Annotated in this window: 23 protein-coding genes; 6 read left to right on the top strand and 17 right to left on the bottom strand. The window is 69.3% G+C overall.

All coding sequences use genetic code 11. The features are described 5' to 3' along the window. Positions 1–13: 13 nt before the first annotated feature. From ACIREI_RS36160 to ACIREI_RS36145, 4 genes are all read right to left on the bottom strand, one after another. Positions 14–2,047 (bottom strand): HelD family protein, encoded by a 2,034-nt coding sequence (locus ACIREI_RS36160; RefSeq protein WP_403342262.1) that lies wholly within the window; start codon positions 2,045–2,047, stop codon positions 14–16. 66 nt (positions 2,048–2,113) lie between these two features. Further along, entirely contained in the window at positions 2,114–2,740 is a 627-nt protein-coding gene (locus ACIREI_RS36155) for a TetR/AcrR family transcriptional regulator (protein WP_403342259.1), read from the bottom strand. A gap of 60 nt (positions 2,741–2,800) precedes the next feature. Beyond that, positions 2,801–4,927: a phosphotransferase gene (locus ACIREI_RS36150; protein WP_403342256.1), complete on the bottom strand. Its 2,127-nt coding sequence runs from the start codon at positions 4,925–4,927 to the stop codon at positions 2,801–2,803. Positions 4,928–5,059: 132 nt separating this feature from the next. Continuing rightward, a complete protein-coding gene (locus ACIREI_RS36145; protein WP_403342253.1) occupies positions 5,060–6,058 on the bottom strand; it encodes a phosphotransferase in 999 nt (332 codons plus the stop codon). A 327-nt stretch (positions 6,059–6,385) separates the two neighbouring features. Between ACIREI_RS36145 and ACIREI_RS36140 the strand changes: the two genes are divergently transcribed. Further along, positions 6,386–7,156 (top strand): HAD family hydrolase, encoded by a 771-nt coding sequence (locus tag ACIREI_RS36140; RefSeq protein WP_403342250.1) that lies wholly within the window; start codon positions 6,386–6,388, stop codon positions 7,154–7,156. Here the strand turns inward: ACIREI_RS36140 and ACIREI_RS36135 are convergent. Next, positions 7,098–8,015: a GntR family transcriptional regulator gene (locus ACIREI_RS36135; RefSeq protein WP_403342248.1), complete on the bottom strand. Its 918-nt coding sequence runs from the start codon at positions 8,013–8,015 to the stop codon at positions 7,098–7,100. The two genes, ACIREI_RS36140 and ACIREI_RS36135, sit on opposite strands and share 59 nt — an antisense overlap. 173 nt (positions 8,016–8,188) lie before the next feature. On the opposite strand from ACIREI_RS36135, the gene ACIREI_RS36130 reads away from it, so the two are divergent. After that, positions 8,189–8,323, top strand: coding sequence for a hypothetical protein (locus ACIREI_RS36130; RefSeq protein ID WP_403342245.1), 135 nt, complete (start codon positions 8,189–8,191; stop codon positions 8,321–8,323). An 80-nt stretch (positions 8,324–8,403) separates the two neighbouring features. Here ACIREI_RS36130 and ACIREI_RS36125 read toward each other — a convergent pair whose 3' ends face one another. Further along, the gene (locus ACIREI_RS36125) at positions 8,404–9,132 is read right to left on the bottom strand and encodes an HAD family hydrolase (RefSeq protein ID WP_403342242.1); all 729 of its coding nucleotides are present in this window, start codon (positions 9,130–9,132) and stop codon (positions 8,404–8,406) included. 38 nt (positions 9,133–9,170) lie between these two features. Beyond that, positions 9,171–10,046: a winged helix-turn-helix domain-containing protein gene (locus ACIREI_RS36120; RefSeq protein WP_403342239.1), complete on the bottom strand. Its 876-nt coding sequence runs from the start codon at positions 10,044–10,046 to the stop codon at positions 9,171–9,173. A gap of 153 nt (positions 10,047–10,199) precedes the next feature. Between ACIREI_RS36120 and ACIREI_RS36115 the strand changes: the two genes are divergently transcribed. Continuing rightward, a complete protein-coding gene (locus ACIREI_RS36115) occupies positions 10,200–10,388 on the top strand; it encodes a hypothetical protein (protein WP_403342236.1) in 189 nt (62 codons plus the stop codon). Positions 10,389–10,451: 63 nt separating this feature from the next. Here ACIREI_RS36115 and ACIREI_RS36110 read toward each other — a convergent pair whose 3' ends face one another. Beyond that, entirely contained in the window at positions 10,452–11,303 is an 852-nt protein-coding gene (locus ACIREI_RS36110; RefSeq protein WP_403342233.1) for a winged helix-turn-helix domain-containing protein, read from the bottom strand. Between the two features lie 250 nt (positions 11,304–11,553). Between ACIREI_RS36110 and ACIREI_RS36105 the strand changes: the two genes are divergently transcribed. Then, positions 11,554–11,733, top strand: coding sequence for a hypothetical protein (locus ACIREI_RS36105; RefSeq protein WP_403342231.1), 180 nt, complete (start codon positions 11,554–11,556; stop codon positions 11,731–11,733). A 282-nt stretch (positions 11,734–12,015) separates the two neighbouring features. On the opposite strand, the gene ACIREI_RS36100 is transcribed toward ACIREI_RS36105, so the two are convergent. After that, positions 12,016–13,278, bottom strand: coding sequence for a GNAT family N-acetyltransferase (locus ACIREI_RS36100; protein WP_403342228.1), 1,263 nt, complete (start codon positions 13,276–13,278; stop codon positions 12,016–12,018). 117 nt (positions 13,279–13,395) lie between these two features. Next, complete coding sequence (locus tag ACIREI_RS36095; RefSeq protein WP_403342225.1) at positions 13,396–14,019, bottom strand: aerial mycelium formation protein; 624 nt, start codon at positions 14,017–14,019, stop codon at positions 13,396–13,398. A 160-nt stretch (positions 14,020–14,179) separates the two neighbouring features. Between ACIREI_RS36095 and dtd the strand changes: the two genes are divergently transcribed. After that, positions 14,180–14,605 carry a D-aminoacyl-tRNA deacylase gene (gene dtd / locus ACIREI_RS36090; protein WP_403342222.1) on the top strand — a complete coding sequence of 142 codons (426 nt, stop codon included), beginning with the start codon at positions 14,180–14,182 and terminating at the stop codon, positions 14,603–14,605. 11 nt (positions 14,606–14,616) lie between these two features. On the opposite strand, the gene ACIREI_RS36085 is transcribed toward dtd, so the two are convergent. The 6 genes from ACIREI_RS36085 to ACIREI_RS36060 all read right to left on the bottom strand — a co-directional run bounded on the left by ACIREI_RS36085 (position 14,617) and on the right by ACIREI_RS36060 (position 19,428). Next, positions 14,617–15,582, bottom strand: a complete 966-nt coding sequence (locus ACIREI_RS36085) for a YgfZ/GcvT domain-containing protein (RefSeq protein ID WP_403342220.1) — start codon at positions 15,580–15,582, stop codon at positions 14,617–14,619. Between the two features lie 10 nt (positions 15,583–15,592). Then, positions 15,593–16,030 carry a Fur family transcriptional regulator gene (locus ACIREI_RS36080; RefSeq protein WP_403342217.1) on the bottom strand — a complete coding sequence of 146 codons (438 nt, stop codon included), beginning with the start codon at positions 16,028–16,030 and terminating at the stop codon, positions 15,593–15,595. A 66-nt stretch (positions 16,031–16,096) separates the two neighbouring features. Next, entirely contained in the window at positions 16,097–16,672 is a 576-nt protein-coding gene (locus tag ACIREI_RS36075; RefSeq protein WP_403342215.1) for an FABP family protein, read from the bottom strand. Between the two features lie 241 nt (positions 16,673–16,913). Beyond that, the gene (locus tag ACIREI_RS36070) at positions 16,914–17,789 is read right to left on the bottom strand and encodes a hypothetical protein (RefSeq protein WP_403342213.1); all 876 of its coding nucleotides are present in this window, start codon (positions 17,787–17,789) and stop codon (positions 16,914–16,916) included. Then, positions 17,786–18,679, bottom strand: a complete 894-nt coding sequence (locus ACIREI_RS36065; RefSeq protein WP_403342210.1) for a hypothetical protein — start codon at positions 18,677–18,679, stop codon at positions 17,786–17,788. Before ACIREI_RS36065 ends, ACIREI_RS36070 begins: the two co-directional genes overlap by 4 nt. After that, the gene (locus tag ACIREI_RS36060) at positions 18,676–19,428 is read right to left on the bottom strand and encodes a hypothetical protein (RefSeq protein ID WP_403342208.1); all 753 of its coding nucleotides are present in this window, start codon (positions 19,426–19,428) and stop codon (positions 18,676–18,678) included. Before ACIREI_RS36060 ends, ACIREI_RS36065 begins: the two co-directional genes overlap by 4 nt. Before the next feature lie 102 nt (positions 19,429–19,530). Between ACIREI_RS36060 and ACIREI_RS36055 the strand changes: the two genes are divergently transcribed. Beyond that, positions 19,531–19,893 carry a DsrE family protein gene (locus tag ACIREI_RS36055; protein WP_053197877.1) on the top strand — a complete coding sequence of 121 codons (363 nt, stop codon included), beginning with the start codon at positions 19,531–19,533 and terminating at the stop codon, positions 19,891–19,893. Here ACIREI_RS36055 and ACIREI_RS36050 read toward each other — a convergent pair. Further along, positions 19,887–20,168, bottom strand: coding sequence for a DUF3099 domain-containing protein (locus tag ACIREI_RS36050; RefSeq protein ID WP_403342205.1), 282 nt, complete (start codon positions 20,166–20,168; stop codon positions 19,887–19,889). The genes ACIREI_RS36055 and ACIREI_RS36050 overlap by 7 nt on opposite strands. Positions 20,169–20,434 lie beyond the last annotated feature (266 nt).

The following is a 20,434-nucleotide window of genomic DNA, read 5'->3' as shown; positions in this document are numbered from 1 at the left end:
GCCCGCACACCCTCTAGAACGGCAACGGCCTCCCGTGCACCACCTCCAACCCCGCCACCGCCCGCGTCACCACCACATACAGCCGCTGCAACCCCCGCTCCTCCGCCTCCACGATCGCCGCCGGCTCCACGGCGACGACATGGTCGTACTCCAGCCCCTTCACCACACTCGCCGACACGACGGCCACCCGCGCCCCCAGCTCGTCCGCACCCCCCGCCTCGATCCCGGCCGCCGCCAGCGCCTCCCGCACCCGGGCCGCGTCCCCGTCGCCGGCGACTACCCCCACGGACCCCTCCAGGCCCAGCGCATCCCGTACGGCACCCACGACCGCGCCCATCAGGTCCCCGCCCGCCGCCTCCCGGAACCGCAACTCCCCGTCCCCCCGCAGCGACCGGGCCGGTGGCACCTCCACGTCCACCCGCTCCAGCAGCCGGTTGGCCAGCGCCAGCACCGCGCCCGGCACCCGGAACCCCGTCGTGAGCGGTACGACCACCGCGTCCGGCTTCCCCAGATGCCGCAGCACCGTCTCCCACGACCGCGCCGCCCACGGCGTCGTCCCCTGCGCCAGGTCCCCCAGCACGGTCAGCGACCCGAAGGCCGCCCGGCGCGCGATCGCCCGGCACTCCATCGGCGACAGGTCCTGCGCCTCGTCGACGACGAGATGGCCGTACCCCTGCGGATGCTCGATGAGCCCCGCCACCTCGTCGAGGAGCACGAGATCGGCGGCCGACCAGCGCGCCGACTTCCACGACCGAGGCGGCTTCGCCCACAGCAGCGCCTGCTGCTCCTCGGCGTCCAACAGCCCGTCGGCGGCGGCCCCCAACGCCCCCGGATCGGCGAGCAGTTCGGCCACCACCTCCTCCGGCCGCACCCGCGGCCACACGGCGTCGACGTACGCCCCCACGGCCCGCGACCGCGAGACCTTCTGCACCCACGCGTTGCTCCGCACCCCGCTGCGCCGCTCGGCCTGGTCGCGGATGCACCGCACCACCCGGGTCCGCACCCGCTCCCGCCCGACGGCGTACGGCGGCTCCTCCTCCCGCACCCCCGCCACGATCCGCACGAGCTCGCCCACCGGGACCCGCCATCGATACGAACCCTCGGCCAGCACGAGGGAGTCGATCCCTTCGGCACTCACCCGCGCGTACAACGCCCGCCGCAGCACCTCCGCCATCCGGACGTCGTGCTTCACGACGGCGGCCCGCCCCTCGTCGTCTCCGGTGACCGGATGCCGGGCGATCTCGTCCCGCAGCGTGGACTGGCGTACGCCGGTCTCGCCGAGGGCGGGCAGCACCTCGGAGATGTACGACAGGAAGGTCCGGTTGGGCCCGAGGATCAGCAGTCCGCCGCGCCGGATGCGCTGCGGGTGGGTGTAGAGCAGATACGCGGCGCGGTGCAGGCCGACGGCGGTCTTGCCGGTGCCGGGAGCGCCCTGCACACACACCGACAGGGCGAGATCGCCTCGTACGAGATCGTCCTGCTCGGGCTGGATGGTGGCCGCGATGTCCCGCATGGGCCCGACGCGGGGCCGCTCGATCTCCCGGGCGACGATGTCGCTGGCCCGGGACTCGCCCCGGTCGAGGTGCTCGTCCTCAAGGCCGGTGAGGTCGGCGGAGTCCCCACGGCTCCCCGGCGCCCAGCCGAACCGCCGCCGTACGGCGACGCCCTGCGGATCACGGGCGGAGGCCTGGTAGAAGGCGCGGGAGACAGGGGCCCGCCAGTCGACGACGAGGGGCGGGGCGGCGGGGTGCTCGGTGATCCGCAGCCGCCCGACGCGGTAGCTCTGCCCGCCGTGTTCTCCGCCCTCGCCGAAGTCCAGCCGCCCGAAGAACAGGGGCCCTTCGGGCAGTTCCCGGAGCTCTTTGGCCTGGCTGCGCAGCTGATACCCGAGGACTTCGGCGTCGGCACCGGAGGCGGAGACGTCCTCGCCGATGACGACCTGTTCCTGGGCGCCGTCGACCATGGCGGCGAGGGCTGCGCGGCAGCGGTCGTGGTGGGTTCGTTCTTCGGTGAGGGCGTGCCGGAGGGCGGGTTCGGTGGACGTCATTCGAGCAAGCGTACCCAATAACGTAACCGAGTTAAATCTTTTACCGAGCCTCACTCGGCCTGTCGCTCAGTCGGACAGGTACGGCAACCCCTTCGCCAACAGGTCGAACGCCCGCTCGGCAGCGGCCACGGCATCGGGCCGTACGTCCTCCACCCGCTCCCCGCCCGCGATCCGCCGCCAGTTCTCCAGCGCGAGGATCCGCCGCACAGCCGCGATCTGCCCGGCGGCCAGCCGCGCGTCCAGGTCCCCGCCGAGCGCCTCGGCGAGCGCGGCCTCCGAACGCTCCAGGTAGGCGTACATGCGCGCGGCCAGCGAGGGGGTCCCGTACAGCAGCGAGTGGTAGCGGAGCACCTCGGGATGGTCGTTCAGCCCCGTGACCGGATCACACCGCTCCAACCCGTCGAGGAAGTGCCGCCGCAGCGCACGAAGAGGCGATCCCTGCGCCCCGGCCACGATCCGGGCGGCCTCCTGCTCGTGATCGGCGATCCGGTGCAGGACGAGGTCCTCCTTGGCCGGGAAGTACCGGAAGAGCGTCGGCTTGGAGATCTCGGCAGCGGCGGCCACCTCGGCCACGGATACGGCGTCGAAGCCCTTCTCCAGGAAGAGGCGGATGGCGGTCTCCGACACGGTTTCGTACATCCGCTGCTTCTTGCGCTCCCGCAGCCCGCTCCCGCTCGCGCCCGTGTCGTTCATGCGGGTGAGCCTACGCGCCGCCACCCCGCCCGCCGTCGCCCGGCGAGCGCCCCCGGCACGTCAGGCGATCGCCGCAGGCCGGACCGGGAGGTTGAGGAAGCGCCCGGCCGCCTCCAGGGTGCGGCCGTAGGAGTCCACGGCCCGGCGGACATAGGGGACTTCCAGACACGCGCCGGTCATCAGGCGGTTCAGGTCGACATACGCCGACCGCACGAACTCGAGCCCTCGGTAGACATGGCGGTCCTTCTGCCAGTCCCGGGTGAATTCCGCGTCCAGCTGGACCACCCAGCGCCGGAACATGCGTTTGTATATCTCGGGCCGGGTCAGCGTGAGGTGCATGTGCCGGACCAGGTCGTAGAGCGGGTCGCCGACCAGCGCCATCTGCCAGTCGACGAGGGTCAGCCACGGGTGGCCCTCGTGCCGTACCAGGTTCCATGGGTGCAGATCGCCGTGCAGCAGGGCGGGCCTTCGCTCGCTCACCCGGAACCGGGACAGGATCTCCTCGAGCCGGCCGGCCTCGGGCAGGCCCAGGATCCGGGCCATGTGCTGCGACTCCTTCGGCAGGCTGACGACCAGACGGACGAGCCCCGCGCACAGCCGGCCCAGGAAGCCGCCCGCGTCGGCCAACGGGTCGAGCATGCGGTAGTCGACCTGCGTCAGTGCACACAGCTGGTCCACGAGCGCGTCCGCCTCGTGCAGGAGCAGGCCATGCACCGGATGGCTGAGCGGCCGGTCCAGGTCCGGCTCGCCGGCATAGGTGTGGATGGCGAACCACTCGCCGCCGTAGCTGCTTCCCAGGGCGAGCATCTTCGGTGCCCACACCTTGACGCGCGACTCGTCGATGGTCCGCAGTACGGCGTGCTCGCTGAGGAAGCCGCGCTCCGGCCGGTGCGCCGTCACCAGACTGCGCCGCACCATCACGGGGAAGGGGAACTCGGCCGGCCAGACCACGGAGTTGCGATGCGCGGTGCCCTCGTACATCAGCCGGGCCGGAACCGCGCCCTCCGCGGCGAGGGCGACCGAGACGGCGGAGCGGGGGAACTCCGGCCGCTCCGGACAGCGGTGATCCGGCTCCCAGCCGATCACCCGGGTGCCGGGGGTACGACGTCGGGGGCGTTCGGCGGGACGGGCCCCCCGCCACCGGTACAGGATCCGCTCGACCGCGGCAGTGCTCGGCACATTCGTCAGCCCCAGCGGCTTCTCCGCCGCTTCCAGTGCCCGGCACACGGACTCCGTCGCCGTGCTCAGGCCGTCCTGGTCGGTCGAACTCCTCAAGGTCCGGGCCGCACGCATGACGTCCGGAAAAACGGACTGCGCCCGCTCGAAGTCGAGGTAATGGTTCAGGTCCTCGGCCAGTCCTTCGGCGGCGGCAGGGCATATTCGCTGCGCGGCTTCCGCCCAGGCTTCGATCACCTCGTCCCACTGGTGGCCGGGGTACTGCATGCGCACGAGATGCGTGGCGAGGTCGTGCAGAGGGTCGCCGTAGCTCGCCAGCTCCCAGTCGATGCAGACGAGGGGTGCTGCGGCCGCCTCGGAGACGATCAGGTTGTCGCGATGCAGGTCCGCGTGGAGCAGGCCGTAGGGCCGGCTCCGCATGTCGGGCACCCGTCGGCCCAGCCGGACGAGAGCGTCCTCCGGGACGCCCAGCGCCGCGAACAGTCCACCGAACTCGGCCCGGTTGGGCTGTCGGATGGTCCACTCCGCACGGTTCGCCAGGAGTCGCAGAAAGCCCTGGCTGTCATCGTCGCGGGACCAGAACCACGGCAGCGGGGGCAGCGTCTTCCTGCGCACGTTGACCGTCCCGGCTAGCCGTTCGGCCAGCGTCCGGACGTACAGGGTGTCGACGGGCTTGCCGTTCTCGGAGTGGACCGACAGCGGTTCGCCCTCCACAAAGCTGTGGATCGTGAAGCCGTATCCCTCGGCCAGGCAGACGGGGGTGTCCGGCTGGACGCCCCGCGCGGCGTCGAGGACGGCGCCCTCGTCGTACCACGTCCTGAGAACGACGGGCGTCGCCCCGCTCTCGCGGACCCGCACGATCACCCTCGTGCCGGGCTCCACACCAAGTCGCCGGGCGATGTGTCCGGGCGGCTCCCACACGTAGTTCGAGTTGTGGTGGCCCCGGCTCACCGCACCGCTGTGGCGGGCGAGCCGGAGGATCTCGGCGCTCTCCGCCTGATCCACTCGCACACGACGAGCGGGGCGGGGAGCAGGACGTGCGCTCACAGGCCGCTCCTGTCGGACATCGCCGAAGCCGGACTCGAGAAGAGGAAGATACGGCAGGGTAGTGCCGAGGAGGTGGCGAACCTTGTCAAGGTGAGGCTACGAGGCGTCAGAAGCGCTCAGGACGACCGTATCCGTCTCTCGATGCCAACGGACGAGCGCGGCCATGATCTGCTGATGGGCCGGCACCTTCTCCAGTCCGATCGGCTCAGCGGCCGCGGTCAGGATCCGCTGGAGTCTGGCAGCAGCCGCGGGAACACCCACCCAATTGAATTCCGCCTGCTCGCGCAGTTTCAAAGCCACGCGAATGACATCGGTGAACACCGACTGCGCCCTTTTGAATTCAAGAATCCGCGGCAGATCCTGTTCCCAGCCGCGGGAACTTCCGGGATGGACGCGCTCGACGACCCGGCACCATTCCTGGGCCATACGGCCTTCCTGCCACGCCGGATAGCGCATCAGATAGAGATGGGTGGCCAGGTCGTACAGCGGGTCACCCACCATCGCCAATTCCCAGTCGATCACCCAGAGCCGGCCCCGCGGATCGACGATGAGGTTCTTGCGGTGCAGGTCCGCATGGAGCAGGCAGAAAGGCCGGCTCGTCAGACCGGACACGGCCTTTCTGAGCCGGGTGAACGATTCGTCCGCCACGCCCAGTTCCTGGAACAGCCCTGCGAACTGCGGGCGGTTCCGGCCATAGACCTGCTCCTCCATGAAGACGATCAGGCGTTCCAGGAAGCCGTCGGTGTCACCGTCCTCGGGGCGGTCCTCGGGCTCGCAGCGCCGCTCGGCCTTCAGCATGTGTGGCCTGATCCGCACCATCTGCCGGAACACGTCGACGAGCTGGTCGAAGATCGCGTCGGACACGCGCCGACTCGACCACCAGCGCCGCGCGCCGACGGTGTGCCCTTCGATGAACCGCTGGAAGTCCGTACCGCCGATGGCCACGACATCCGGCACACAGGCGACGTCGTGCCTCTTCAGGACCCGGAGCAGCTCCTCCTCCGACTTGAAGCACCGCCGGTCGAACCACAGGATCTCCGCGCGCGGCTCCCGGCACTTGATCCAGGTCCGGTCCGCCAACAGGACGTGGGTCACATGGTGGTACCCCTTGAGCGGACCTCTGACGAGTCTCGGATCGACGCTCAACTCGTCGGCCGGCTGCCGATTGTCGGAAACCGAGGGGGTTGTCATGCGCTGGGTTCAGGCCGTTCCGGTCGGGCCGATGGGGAAGAGGGGATGCACGTTACTACTCCGGCGTCAAACAACGGTGGAGAACTGGTGCATTCGAGTGACGGGCCCTCCTCCCGACCGAGCGGCACACGCGGCAACCACAACTCCGACACCCGCGTCGATCCGGCCGGAAGCGCTGGCAGCCCGGCCGGGTGGTGGGCCAGACTGTCGCGATGACCTCAGGGAGGCACGTTGGGTGACGCGATCGACGACCAGAAGGTGCTGCCGGCCCTCCTGGAGAGGACAAAGGCGGTCCTCTTCGACTTCGACGGGCCCCTCTGCTCCCTCTTCGGCGGCCGGCCCACGAAGGACGTGGCGGACGCGATCAAGGAGACGGCACGAGAGCACCGGGGGTGGAGTCCCCTCGCTCCGGAGGTCGAGTACTGCTCCGACTCGCACGACATCCTTCGGCGTCTCAGGGACATGTACGAAACAGCGCCCGCGCGGCTCAGCGCTCTCCCGCTCAAGCTCGCCGAGGACATCGTGGCGGAGGCGGAGGACAAAGCCGTCGAGACCGCCGTGCCGGCGCAGGACATCGCCACTCTCGTGGAGCTGCTGTCCGGACTCCACATGCGCATGGCCGTCGTGAGCAACAATGCCGAGAAGCCGATCCGGAAATTCCTCGACCGGCCCGACATCCGGCTCGGCTCGGCATTCCACGGTGTATTCGGCCGGATTCCCGGCGACGCACGGCTCATGAAACCGGATCCGCACTGTGTCGAGCGGGCGATCGCGGAACTCTCCCTGGACCCCGCCCACTGCCTTCTCGTCGGTGACAAGCTCTCCGACTTCAAAGCCGCCCGGTCGGCCGGGACCTGTTTTCTCGGATACACCCGCAAACCGTCCCGGGCCGCGGACATGAAGGAGAGCGGAGCGGAGGCCGTGGTCTCCTCGCATCAGCCGGTCATCGAGGCGGCGCGGCGGCTCCATACTGCTCGGCGGGCTCCGCTTCCGGTTCGCTGACGAACTTCCAGGCGGATTCGAACCAGACCTGCTTGTCCTCCACGAACACCGTTCCCTGCGAGTGCTCGTCGGCGTCCTTGACGTGGTGGGTGAGCCTTGCGGCCAGTCCACGCACGTCCGTCGCCATGATCTCCTGCCCGTCCTCGAGTTCGATGGGCCGCTCGTAGATCTCGTAGAGGCCGAACAGCGCTTCTTCCTTGTTGACGAGGTACAGCTTGAAGGTCGGTGCCAGCGTGGTCCGCCGGATCTGGAACTCCACCGAGGGCACGAGCTTCTCTGCCCCCAGCTGCCTCATCACGTTGCGCAGGCTCTGGGTCTGCCGACGGGCGATGTCCAGGAACCGCTCCTTCAGGAGCAGGTCGTGCTCGCCGCTCTTGGACCGCCAGTACGGGATATCGAGTGACTCGTCGGGCAACAGCACGCGCAGGACGATGCGCTCCGGGGCGATCTCCCCGACCTGGATGCGTTCCGCCTGCAGCCGGATGTGCGCGTCCAGGGACTCGGCCGTCAGCGTGAAGACGTCCAGCGTCACTTCGGTCCGCTCGAAGGCCTGCTCGATGAGCCGTCCCAACGTGACCTTGCGGTCGGGCCACTTGACGCTCGCCGGCGAATCGATCCGCTGGTTCCTGACGACCCGGGAACCGCTCCCCTGACGCGTCTCGATCCAGCCCTCGCTCCGCAGCTCGTTGATCACGCGCTGCACGGTGTCCCGGGAGACTCCGAACTCCTCGGCCAGGTCACGCTGAGGCGGAAGCCTGGTGTCCACCGCGTAGGTGCCGTCGGTCATACGAGCCCGCAACGCACTGGCGACACGCTCGAACTCCCTGCCGCCGCCATCGCCGCCATGCTCGCCGCTCACACCGCGACCGTACCTCTCCTCACGGTCGGACAAACCCGCTTCCAGCCATCTCGGCAGTCCAACTTGACTGCCGGTTAAGGGATCAACCGCCCTGGGCAGAACCAGAACACGGCAACCAGTCCAATTGGACTGCAAGTTGATCGCCTCACGGAAAGTTGTAGCAAGGGGGACTCGTGGGCACAAAGGCGCTGCTGCGCACCGGACTACTCACCCTCGCGGACCAGGTCTTCCACTCGCCCTCCGGGGGGCTGTTGATGGTGGTCCTGGTCGTCGTCTTCATCGGGATCCGGGCACGTGACAAGACCTGACGTCCGTGTCGGGGCCGTGGTGGTCATCCTGTTCATGACCCAGGCCTCAACGGGAGTCGAGCGCCGGATCAGTCAACCAGTCAGGTCAGTCGGCTGTGCTCCCACAGCAACCGCAGCAAGGGCTCCAGGGACCCGACGACGTCCTTGACTCCGGCCTGCCGCAGGGACTTCTCCTTGTCCGCGTCACGTGCGTAGCCGAGGAAGGAGACACCGGCTCGGTGGGCCGCAGTGGCGTCGAAGGACGAGTCGCCGATCATCAGAGCGGTCGACGGGTCGGCCCCCATCGCGTTCAGGGCGCGCTTGAGACAGTGCGGGTCGGGTTTGAGGAGGCCGAGGTTCTGGGTGCGGCCGTATATGTGAGGGGCGAAGCAGGAGAGCAGGTGGCGGCTCTCCAGGTACCTGCGAACCGCCAGCGGCGAGTTGTTCGACGTGATGGCGAGGCGCGAGCCCACCGCCTTCCAGGTGCGTATCAACGGGTCGGCCCACGGGGTGGGCATCGCGCCGGCAGCCGCGCGAAGCTCCTCCTTGGTGAGACGTTCCTCCAACTCCACCACCAAGTCACTGTCGGGGTGCCGGCGGTCGACCGCGCGCAGCACAGCCTGGGGATCCTCGAGCGTCCGCTCCTCCTCATCCAGCGGCTCGGACAGGCCGAGCCTGTTCAGCCACTCCACGAAGGAGGCGGCCACGCCTGCTGACGGGTGCTGGGCGAACAGCGTGCAGATCGGCCCGTCGAAGTCCCAAAGGACGACCCGCGCACGCGTGATCAGTTCTCCGAGCCTCTCGGGGTCGTACTCCGTCTGTGCTGCCACCGGTTCAGTCTGCGCCGTATCCGTCGTATCTGAAGTCACTAGGAGAGTGTCAGGTCCGTGGTGATGGTTTCCCAGAGGGCGTCGAACCACTTCTGGGATTCCTCCACGAACGCCGCGTCCCGTGCTCCGGACTGCTTCACGAAGGAGAAGAGAACGGACTTCGAGCCCAGGGCGTCGTACATGTCCAGCATCTCGCTCTCGTACTCCTCCTGCCGCTCGGCGAGTACGTAGTAGCCGATGAGCGCTTCCTCCTCGTTGAGGAGGTACAGCTTCACCGGCGGGGTGAAGGGCAGCGCGCGGAAAGTGACGTGGACGTCGATGCCGTGGGTGGACCGCACGGCCTGCAGGTTGTACCGGAGCACCTGTGCCTGGGCGTTGCGCATCTCGAGCCAGCGCTGGTGGACCAGGTCGCCCTCGCCGCTCTCGACGGGGACCGGGAAGGCGAGATTGATGTCCCGGGACGGCAGCAGGATGCGGACGTCGATCGACTCGGGGCGCAGGGTGCCCTCATGGATCAGGCGGATGGGCTCGCTCAGGGCGAGCATCAGGCTCTCGGCCGTGAGACAGGCGGCATCGATGCGGACGTGCGTCGCCGAGAACGCCTGCGTCAGCCGGGGCGCCAGTCCGACCATCGTCGGCTGGGGCGCGCCGCTCGCAGGGGCGGGGGCGGCGATCCGTGGCGGGCTTCCCTTGCTGACGTTGGTGAGGAAGCCGTCCTCCTGCAGCGCGCGCAGAGCCTGGCGTACGGTGCCTCGCTCGACGCCGAACTCCTCGGCCAGCTCGGCCTGCGTGGGCAGGCGGTCGCCCGCCTTGAGGTCACCCACGCGGATCCGTTCCCGCAGGACGTCGGCGATCTCCTGGGGCGAGAGTCTCCTGCTGCCGTTCACTGCCACGTTCTCCTGGGTCACGACCAAACGCTACAACTCTCACCCATCTAACGGGAGTTGTTTGTAGCTTGTTTCAAAGTAGGGGCCAAGTGGGGACAACTTAGTCAGAGTTGGCGCCAAGTTGGTTGAGTTGGCGGAAGTAATCCTTCCATCCCCAGGAGCCCGAAGGGGGAAACACAGATGCCCGTCCTCGCACTCCTCTCCGCCGTGTTCGTCGTCGGCGTCGAGCAGACCCTCCAGTGGAAGTACGGTGCCACCGGCGTCATCGGCCTGCTGCTGCTCACCATAGGCATCAAGGCCAAAAGTCCTGCGGTCAGTTCCATCGGGGCCGTCGTCCTCGCGATCCTGGTCTCGGGCCCCGCCCTGTGAACCATGCGCGCCAGGGGCCCCATACAGGCAACGAACAACCAGGTCACACGCTGTGGGAGACGATCAGCTCGTGAGCACCAGCTCCGAACTGATCGTCTCCCACAGTGCGTTGAACCACACATGCGACTGCTCCACGAACGTCATGTCCCGCAGACCGGCCCCCTGCTCGAAGGCGAACAGCATCGACTGGATGCCCGGGGCGTCGTACATCTCCAGGTGCCGGTGGTCGATCTCCACCTCGCGGCGGGCCAGCGTGTAGTACGCGAAGAGCGCCTCCGTGCTGTTGAGCAGGTACAGCTTCACCGGCGGAGTGAACGGCAGCGCACGGAAGCTGACCCGCACATCGATGCCGTGCGTGGCGCGCAGGGCCAGCAGATTGTGCTGGAGCACCTGGCCCTGGGCGTTGCGCTGGGTGAGCCAGCGCCGGCGCAGCTGTTCGTCGGCGTCGACGGCGTCGTCGGCCGAGGCGTCCACCGACGTCGGGAAGGCGAGCGAGATGTCACGGCTCGGCAGCAGGATGCGGACGTCGACCTTGGCCGGTTTCAGCTGTCCGGCGTGGATCCGGCGGAGCGGTTCGCCGATGGCGAGCGTGAGGGAGACCGAGGTCAGGCAGAGGGCGTCGATCTCGACGTGCGGGGCCGCGAAGGCGGCGGCGACACGCGGGGCGAGGGCCACCATGGTGGGCTGCGGCGGGGCTCCGGGGCCGGTCAGCGCCTTGCCGAGGTCGGGGGCGACGGTCGCCGGGGCCCCTTTGGACACGTTGGTGAGCAGGTGCTCCGACTGCAGGATGCGCAGGGCCTGGCGTACCGCTCCGCGCTCGACGCCGAACTCGTCGGCCAGCTTGGCCTGGGTGGGCATGCGCTGGCCGGGCTGCAACTGCCCCGACGTGATCCGGGCGCGCAGCTCGTCGGCCACCTCCCGGTGTGACTTCTGTGGCCGCTGTGAACTCTTCCGCCCAGTGACGGAGACGGGTTTCGGCTCCACGTCCGAACACTACAACTTCCCGCCATCTTTGGGCAGTTCCGGGGAAGGTGGTTATAGGACGCTTCAACGCGGTCATAAGTACAGTGAAGTTGGTCGCCAACTTAAGCAACATGGTCAAACTTTCCACGGGTTGGCCACCAGAGTCGGTTCCGTCGACCATCGTCCCCGAAGGGAGACCGGCATGCCGCTCGTCTACCTCGCCGTCGCCGCACTCGTCATCGGATTCGAGCAGCTCGTCCAGTGGAAGTACGGGCCGATGGGCATCATCGCCTTCCTGGCGCTGTCCATCGGCGTCAAGGCGAGGAACACCATGATCGGCGGCATCGGCGCGGTGATCCTCGTGATGCTGCTCGCCCACTAGGCCCGACAGGGCCCAGTGCCCTGGCGGCAAGGGCCTGGCGACCAGGTTCGGCCGGCCGGGCTCCCTTCCGGAGGGGAGCCGGGAGCTCGGGCGGTCTGCACCAAAGGCACAGCCACAACTTCACATCGACAACCGAACAGCGAACGCACAGTCACAACCGCACAGCCACAACCGCATAGGTCACAACCGCACAAGCGACAACCGCATACGGGCGCACAGCCCACCACCACAACTGAACAGCTCGCTACGGATGAGCAGGCCTGTCGCCGGCAGAGAGGAGGATCAGAACATGTCCGGGCACCAAGGCCGCCTGGACGTACGCAGCAGGGCGTCGGCCTCTCGGGCGGCGCCCGCTCGTTCTTCCCGCACCAGCCCCAGCGCGACGAGCCGCACCACGGACTCGTCGCCGAGCCAGAGCCGGCCCAGGTCGGCGATGTCGAGGGTGAGTTCGGCGGCATCCTTGGTCGGCGTGCACGAGGAGCCCTCGGCCGACGCCTCCAGCCGGTACCGCCCACCGGTCAGCCCGCCCGCGTCCACCACCTCCAGCACCAGCGCTCCCTGCCCCTCGTACGTCCGCGCCTCAAGGGCCCGTACGACATCCAGGATCCGCACCCACAGCCAGTCCGCCTGCGACGTGACCCCGGCGGCCCGCGGATCGGGCAGGAAGAAGGGCAGCAGGTCGTCGGGGGCCCGCCAGCCGCTCTTCACCTTCATGATCCAGTCGATCGAGCACAGATAGCGCCACAGCGCGCGCTCGGCATCCGGGCTCGCCGCGATCAGCCAGTTGACGCCGGCCGTGTTCAGCGGCTGCTTCTTGCCCTCGCTCCAGTGGTCGTCGGCCGTGTACGACACCAGCCCCTGGACCTCGCCGCCCGCCGAGCGGTACGCCGCGAAGAAGGGCTCGGTCCACGGAGACCGGTCCAGCCGCAGCACACCGGTGTTGACCAGCCACCACCGCTCGTCCCGGTCGACGGCACCCGGCTGGGCGCGGCGCACCCGCTCGTACAGCTCGGGGCCGATCTTGCGTACGTCCGCCCCGTCCACGATGTCGATACGGCCGCCGTCCTCGGGGCCCGCCCACCTCGGGTCGAGGCCGGTGCGGGGGACGTCGATCGTCCACTGGGCCGTCCAGGTGGCGGGGCCGAAGCCGTAGCGGCCGTAGATCGGGTACTCGGCGGCGATCAGGGTCGCGACGACGTCGCCGCGCTCCTTCGCGGCGGCCAGGTCGTGGGCCATCATGCGCGTGAGCAGGCCGCGGCGGCGGTGGGTGGGGGTCACGGTGACGTTCGAGATGGCGTCCGCGGGGACCGGGGCGCCGCCGACGGCGGTGATCTCCTGCGCGAACGACCGGAAGGTGGCGACGCAGCGCCCGGCGTCGAAGGCACCGAGGGTGCGGGCCGGGACGATGTACGAGCTACGGTCCGCGATCTCCGTCTCGGCGACGTCGGGGGTGCGCAGGAACCCGGTGTTCAGGGCCCTGATCCAGTCGGGGATGTCGGCTTCGGCGATCGGGCGGACGTCGATGTGGGGGGCGGGACGGCTCATGGGGCCACGGTAGGCGGGCGGGCGCGGGGTGTCGCCGAATTTTCCCGGCCCCCGCTCCCGCCCGCCCTTTCCCTTCGTCCACAGCCTGTGGACACCCGACCCACCGCACCAGGGCGGCTAGGTCAGCAGATCGTCCACCTGCGCCTCACCTTCGCGGTAGCGGCGCGTGATCTCGGCGCTGCAGTCGTCGGCCGTCCGCTGCAACAGCTGCCGGCGCCCCGACACCTGCTGCTCGTACCGCACGAGCCGCCCCATCGCGGTGTCCAGTTCGACGTCCGTCCGCGCCTGCAGGTCCGACAGCTCCACCTCGGCCAGCATCTCCGCCGCCAGCCGCCGGTACTCCTCGCTCTGCGGAGTGCCGAGCGTGACATGGCGGGCCGAGGAACGGTGGCGGGCGGGGGCGTCGGTCAGGATCTCCGAGAGACGCTCCACGACGGAGGCCGCGCCGGCCGGGGAGCGCCGGGCCAGCTCCGCCCGCAGGATGTCGATACGTCCCTGCAGCAGTCGTCGTACATAACTCAGGTCCGCCTCGTCGCGCTGCGCGTCCCGGCGCAGGGTGCGCAGCTCCGGCAGGCTCAGCGCGGTCAGATCGTGCTCGGGCGGTTCCACGGGCAGCGGCGGATCCGAGCCCGGGCCCGGATCGTCGGCGGTGCGCTGCGTGGGCGGTCTGAGGCCGTCCAGTTGGCCCGCGTGGGTCCACAGGACAGCCCCGGGCGGCTGCTCGGTACTCGGTGTGCTCATGTGCCTCTACCGTCCCCTCGACCGGCGTGTGGGAAGCATCGTGCCATCCCAACTGACAGCTATGTGACCGAGTGCCCATGAACAGCCCCAGATGGGGGCTTAAGGATCAAAAAAAGAAGCCCCTTACGTGGCACTTTCGCGTACACGGCATGATGGCGGCATGCGAGCTGTGGTGCAGAGGGTGGACGGCGCGAGTGTCGTCGTGGACGGTGCGACGGTCGGGGAGATCGAGGGCGAGGGGCTGTGCGTCCTCGTCGGGGTCACGCACGAGGACACCAAGGAGAAGGCGGCCCAACTCGCCCGCAAACTCTGGTCGGTCCGCATGCTGCACGACGAGAAGTCCTGCAGCGACATCGACGCCCCGCTCCTCGTCATCAGCCAGTTCACCCTCTACGGCGACGCCCGCAAGGGCCGCCGCCCCACCTGGAACGCCGCCGCCCCCGGCGACGTGGCCGAGCCCCTCGTGGACGAGGTGGTCGCCCAACTCCGCGCCCTCGGCGCGACGGTGGCGACGGGCCGCTTCGGCGCGCGGATGCGGGTGTCCCTGACGAACGACGGCCCGTTCACGGTGCTGCTGGAGATCTGAGGCCCCGTACCTCAGGGCTCTACGACGACCTCCTGCGCCGCGGCCGTGTCCCCCGCCACCAGCGGTGCGTCCACCGGCACGTTCCGCTTCACCAGCGCCAGCGCGACCGGGCCCAGCTCGTGGTGGCGTACGGACGTCGTGATGAAGCCGATCTTGCGGCCGTCGGGGCCCTCGTCGGCCAGCCGGATCTCCGTACCGTGCGTGGGCAGGTGGACCTCGCTGCCGTCCAGGTGCAGGAAGACGAGCCGGCGCGGCGGCTTGCCGAGGTTCTGCACCCGGGCCACCGTCTCCTGACCCCGGTAGCAGCCCTTCTGCAGATGCACCGCGGTGCCGATCCAGCCCAGCTCGTGCGGGATGGTGCGGTGGTCGGTCTCGAAGCCGAGGCGGGGGCGGTGGTGCTCCACCCGCAGCGCCTCGTGCGCGAGCAGCCCGGCCGCCGGACCCGCCTTCGCGGCGTACGACTCCAGGTCGGCGCGCGGCAGGAAGAGATCACGGCCGTACGCCGTCTCGCGTACGGCGACGCCCTCCGGCACCTCGGCGATGGAGCCCGCGGGCAGGTGCACGAGCGCGAACTCGGCGGTCCGGTCGGCGACGTCGACCTGGTAGAAGAACTTCATCGACTCCAGGTACGCGATCAGCGCGTCCTGCGTGCCGGGCTCGACATGGGCCCAGACGGTCGTCCCGTCGTCCACCAGGTACAGCGCGTGCTCGATGTGGCCGTGCGCGGAGAGGATCAGCGCCTCGGTGGCCTCGCCGGCCGGGAGGTCGCTGACGTGCTGGGTGAGCAGCAGGTGCAGCCAGCTCAGCCGGTCCTGGCCGGAGACGGTGATGACCCCGCGGTGCGAGAGGTCGACGAAACCGGTGCCGTCGGCGAGGGCGCGCTGCTCGCGAAAGAGGTCGCCGTAGTGGGCGGCGACGCCTTCGTCCACGCCCTCGGCGGGCACGGCGCCGGGCAGGGTCAGCAGGGGGCTCTTCATATGCCTAAGCCTACGACTCGGTAGTTGAACTCTTCAGCGAGCAGTCCTTGCAGCGGCCGAAGATCGCGAAGTGCTTCATGTCGGTCTCGAAGCCGAAGGTCCGGCTCAGCTTGGCCGTGAACTCGGCGGCCACCTGGATGTCCGCCTCGATGACGTTCTCGCAGTCCCGGCAGACCAGGTGGATGTGGTGGTGGCGGTCGGCGAGGTGGTACGTCGGCGCACCGTGCCCGAGGTGGGCGTGGCTGACCAGCCCGAGCTCCTCCAGCAGCTCCAGGGTCCGGTAGACGGTGGAAATGTTGACCCCCGACGCCGTCTTCCTCACTTCCACGAGGATGTCGTCGGGGGTCGCGTGCTCAAGGGTGTCCACGGCTTCGAGCACGAGTTGCCGCTGCGGCGTCAGCCGGTAGCCGCGCTGCCTGAGGTCGCTCTTCCAGTCGGTGCTCACCACACCAGAAGTCTAGAGCCACTCGAACGGCTGCCTACGTGAAGACGGCGGCCTACTTGAAGAAGCTGCCTACTTGAAGAAGGCGATGCCGTCGTCCGGCATGTCGTCGGGCAGGGCCTTGGCCCAGCGCTCGACCTCCTCCGGGGTGACGACCTTCTTCAGGTGCGCCGACATGTACGGCCGCAGCTCGACCTCGGGGGTCTGCTTCTCGCCGACCCACATCAGGTCGCTCTTGACGTAGCCGTACAGCCGCTTGCCCCCGGTGTAGGGGCCGGAGGCTGCTGTGCGCGCCACCGCGTCCGTCACCAGGTCGATCTGCGGCTTCTTGTCGGCCAGCTCGCCGTACCAGACCTCGACGACGCCGTCGTGACGGACCATCGTCACCTCGACCTTGCGGTCGGCGTCGATCCGCCAGAAGCCGTGCTCGGACTCCAGCGGCCTGACCTTGTTGCCGTCGTTGTCCAGCACCCAGGTGTGGGACCGGTACTCCAGGAAGTCCCGGCCGTCGTGCGAGAAGGTGACCTCCTGCCCGAAGTTGCACTTCTCGGAGCCGGGGAAGTCGTGCACGCCCGCGCCCGCCCAGTTGCCGAGCAGGAAGGCGAGGGGGACGAGGTCCTTGTGGAGGTCGGACGGGATCTCGATCATGAGCAGCTCAGAAGCCTCGTACGTCGGTGATGGCGGTCAGCGCTGGCCCTGGTACAGCTTCTTCACGGTCAGTCCGGCGAAGGCGAGAACGCCGACGCAGACCAGGACCAGCAGGGCTTCGAAGAAGATCTCCACGGGGTGCTCCTCGATTGAGCGCGGGGAATGCTTTGCATGCACAGGGCCGGGCCCCAGCTTACGCGGCCTGGGCCCGGCCCTCTGTGTGAGGTACACCCTCGCGGGCTCAGCCGAGCAGCTGAGTCTGGAGCGTCACCGTCTGCTGGAACGGCACCGCCCGCGCGCTGCCCTTCCTGGACTGGACAACCAGGGCGATCACGTCGCCCGCCGACAGGTAGGCGTGACGGACCTGCTCGGCGCCGTACGGCTTGGCCTCGACGTAGGCGACACGGAGCGGCTCACCGGGCCAGGGCAGTTCCGAGAAGTCCTCGTCCTGAGCGGATGCCTCGGTGCCGCGGACCCGATAGGCGGGGCTGCCGTAAACGGCGACATCGGCGATCAGCTCGTCCACGACGGCCGCGGTGTCGAACTGGAGCAGGTAGATCCGGGTGTGCGTGCCTTCCTGGGTGGTCCAGCCGCGGGCGGCGATGTGCCGCAGGCCGTGGTCGACGAGGTCCTGCCGGAACATGTCACGTTCCAGCTTGTCTGCGTACTCCGCGAGGAAGTCCTTCGTCGCCAACCAGCCGTCGTCGCCGCGCAGCGCCTTGTCCTCCTCGGCCCCCTCGGGCGCGGGCAGGAGCAGGGCACGCAGGTCGGCGTAGTGGGTGCCGGCCTGGTTCTCCTCGGCGAAGGGCTGCGGTCTGCCGGAGGGCAGCGGCGGTTTGGTGAGCGTCGGGTACTCCCACCGCCCGTCCGACTCCGTCGCCAGACCCGGTACGTCGGTCCGCTCCATCCGCGTGATCCCGTACGCCGTGCCCGCGCCGACCGCGGCGAAGACGACGACGGCGGTGGTCCAGCGCAGCGCCGCGCGCAGGACGCGGCGGTCCTTTCGAGCCGGGGGTTCCACCTGAGGTGGTGCGGAGGGCGGTGGTAGGTCCGACGGCAGGTCTGGAGGCACGTCTGTCGGGTGAGGCGGGACGACGGTGTGCTGCTGCTCGCTCATATCGCCTTCCCCGGCTCTGCGATGCGGTCGAGCTGCGTGGCGAGCAGCGACGCGGCTCCCTTGGCGTCGAGTGGCCTGATGCCGTCCGCTGTGGCTGTGACCAGGACATCTCCTACGTAGGCGGTGCAGTACATGCTTTCGAGGTCCTCGTCGATGTCCTTGGGCGGCAGGAAGCACTTGGCGTCCTTGTGCCCCTTGACCTTCGGGCCCTTGCGGAAGATGTCCAGGGCGCCGAGGAACTCGCTCTCGAACGTGGACGTGGCCCGGACGGCAGCCCGGCTCTCCAGCCGGCTCAGCACGATGCTCACGGTGTAGGTGTCCTTGACGTCGTCCTCGTAATAGCTGGTGCCCTCCGTATTGAAGTAGCTGCGCATCGCCATGCCCTTGATGGGCCGCTTGTCCATCTGCTTCTGCAGCTCCCGGCGCTGGGAGCGGGGCAGGTCGCGCAGCGACTCCTTGCGCAGGGCCGTGGCCTGGGCGCCGCTGAGCTGCGCGTCCGCGCCGAACTCACCGATGTCCGGCCCCCGCACCCAGCCGTCGGTGCCGTACGGCACGAGCATCCCCGCGAGCCCGGAAGCGGACGCCGGCTTGTTGTCGCCGGCCCTGTCCGCCGCCGGGAACTTCCACACGGGTGCACCCGCGTCCCGGTCGGCGTCCCGCACGATGACGACGGTGCAGCCGACCCCGGCGACGACCGCCCCGGCCAGGAGCAGGGACCCGGCGACGGTGGCGATACGGCCCCGGCGGAGGGGCTTCTTGGCGGGCAAGGCGGCGGTCGGCTCCACGAGGGCGACGGCGTCGTGACCGGGCGGAGCGGCTTGCGGTGTGGTCTGCGGGGGGTCGGCGGGCAGCGATGCCGTGGGCTCCGTCGCGTTCTGGTTCTCGCTCACAGGCGCCCCATCTGCCGCTGGGCCAGGTCCATGATCTTCTTCTTGCTGATCGGCTTGTCGGCGTAGACCCAGATCTGCATGGCGATGTCACCGCGCCAGGCGTGTGCCTCCGCGGCGTACAGCGGGAGCCGGCCGAACTCGACCTCGGGCTTGTTGTGGACGTATGCCATACCGTCCCCGGTGCCAGGGATGGGCCAGCTGTCGGTGGAGTCCTCTTCCTCCGCCCAGTACTGGTCGCTCTTGGTGTTACCGGGGGCTGAGACCCGCTGCTCCTGCCGGAACTGGATCAGCCGGATCTCCACAGCGTACGAGCTGCCGATCTGCCAGCTGGTGACGGCTGCCCGGCGGAACTCGTCACTGACGAGCTCGCTGAACATCACGTCCGGCTTGTCGTAGTTGCCGGCCAACGAAGCCATGTCCTGCCAACCGTCGAGGGCCGACAGCCACTCGGTGTCCCTCGCCCCGGCCGGCTTCTTCAGCAGCAGCTTGCGCAGGTCGCCGTCGGTCTTCACCCGGCGGTCCTGGGCAGCCGACAGCGGCTCGGGCGCCTCGCCCGCGGACTGCTTCAGCGTCGGCTGGGAGAGCGAGGGCAGCTTCGTGGGCTCGCGGTCGGCCTGTACGACGTAACCGGCGCACGTCCCGGCGACGAGCCCGAGCACGACGGCTCCGGCGATCAGCAGCGCCGTACGTCCACGACGACGAGGCCGGGGCCGGGGCGCGGCCTCTCCTATTTCTTCAGATACATCCAAGACGTCCCCCCACGGAACGTGAAGCGCGCATTCCGTATGCGCGCGCACAGGAGACCCATGGCCAACGCTCCAGGTTGTAAGCGGGTTGATTACGATTCGGCCATGGCGAAGAAGCTGGTGATCAAGGTGACGGCGGGGGCCGATGCCCCCGAACGCTGCTCACAGGCGTTCACGGTCGCGGCGGTGGCCGTGGCCAGCGGCGTCGATGTCTCCGTGTGGCTGACCGGCGAGTCCGCCTGGTTCGCCCTCCCGGGCCGCGCGGCCGAGTTCGAACTCCCCCACGCGGCCCCGCTCCCCGACCTGATCGACTCGATCCTGGCGACCGGCCGCCTCACCCTGTGCACCCAGTGCGCGGCCCGCCGGGACATCACGGAGAAGGACGTCATCGAGGGTGTCCGCATCGCGGGCGCGCAGGTCTTCGTGCAGGAGGCGCTGGGGGACGAGACGCAGGCGCTCGTCTACTGAACCCCGCTGCTGGGACCGCCCGGGCGCCTCTTGCCGTCCAGCTCGTCCCACCACTCGTCTGACTTGGGGTCCCCGGACGGGTCGTCCCACCAGCGGTCCTCCGGCCCCCGCCGGTTGGCGACCATCGCGGCGAGCGGCGGGATGACCATGGCGACCACACACATGCCCACGGCCACCGGAACCGACCAGAGGCGTACGACGCCCCAGGCCAGGACGAAGAGCGTGATGCAGGTCCCCATCATGGCGAAGTACGTGTGCCGTCGCCGTGCGTACATACGTCCAGGGTAGGCCGGGCATGCGGCTCGGCGTGAGATGGCGGGCAGGTGCCGGGCACAGAAGACACGGGCCGCGCGGAGTCGGCGGACGGAGTCCGACGCAGCGTCCCGCAGCCTGCGAAGCATCGCAAGGGACGCGTCAAGGAGGGGCCGTGTGCCGTCGCCGTGCCTACATACGTCCAGGGTAGGCCGGGCATGCGGCTCGGCGTGAGATGGCGGGCAGGTGCCGGGCACAGAAGACACGGGCCGCGCGGAGTCGGCGGACG

The sequence above is a fragment of the Streptomyces sp. NPDC093591 genome, assembly GCF_044764885.1.
Taxonomy (GTDB): Bacteria; Actinomycetota; Actinomycetes; order Streptomycetales; family Streptomycetaceae; genus Streptomyces.
Note: the sequence above shows the minus strand (reverse complement) of the source record. Positions and strands in the feature narration are given on the sequence as shown.

Coding starts and splice junctions, on each gene's coding strand:
- ACIREI_RS36160 (WP_403342262.1), bottom strand. CDS start 2,047: ATGACGTCCACCGAACCCGCCCTCCGGCACGCCCTCACCGAAGAACGA.
- ACIREI_RS36155 (WP_403342259.1), bottom strand. CDS start 2,740: ATGAACGACACGGGCGCGAGCGGGAGCGGGCTGCGGGAGCGCAAGAAG.
- ACIREI_RS36115 (WP_403342236.1), top strand. CDS start 10,200: ATGCCCGTCCTCGCACTCCTCTCCGCCGTGTTCGTCGTCGGCGTCGAG.
- ACIREI_RS36105 (WP_403342231.1), top strand. CDS start 11,554: ATGCCGCTCGTCTACCTCGCCGTCGCCGCACTCGTCATCGGATTCGAG.
- ACIREI_RS36100 (WP_403342228.1), bottom strand. CDS start 13,278: ATGAGCCGTCCCGCCCCCCACATCGACGTCCGCCCGATCGCCGAAGCC.
- ACIREI_RS36095 (WP_403342225.1), bottom strand. CDS start 14,019: ATGAGCACACCGAGTACCGAGCAGCCGCCCGGGGCTGTCCTGTGGACC.
- dtd (WP_403342222.1), top strand. CDS start 14,180: ATGCGAGCTGTGGTGCAGAGGGTGGACGGCGCGAGTGTCGTCGTGGAC.
- ACIREI_RS36085 (WP_403342220.1), bottom strand. CDS start 15,582: ATGAAGAGCCCCCTGCTGACCCTGCCCGGCGCCGTGCCCGCCGAGGGC.
- ACIREI_RS36075 (WP_403342215.1), bottom strand. CDS start 16,672: ATGATCGAGATCCCGTCCGACCTCCACAAGGACCTCGTCCCCCTCGCC.
- ACIREI_RS36070 (WP_403342213.1), bottom strand. CDS start 17,789: ATGAGCGAGCAGCAGCACACCGTCGTCCCGCCTCACCCGACAGACGTG.
- ACIREI_RS36055 (WP_053197877.1), top strand. CDS start 19,531: ATGGCGAAGAAGCTGGTGATCAAGGTGACGGCGGGGGCCGATGCCCCC.
- ACIREI_RS36050 (WP_403342205.1), bottom strand. CDS start 20,168: ATGTACGCACGGCGACGGCACACGTACTTCGCCATGATGGGGACCTGC.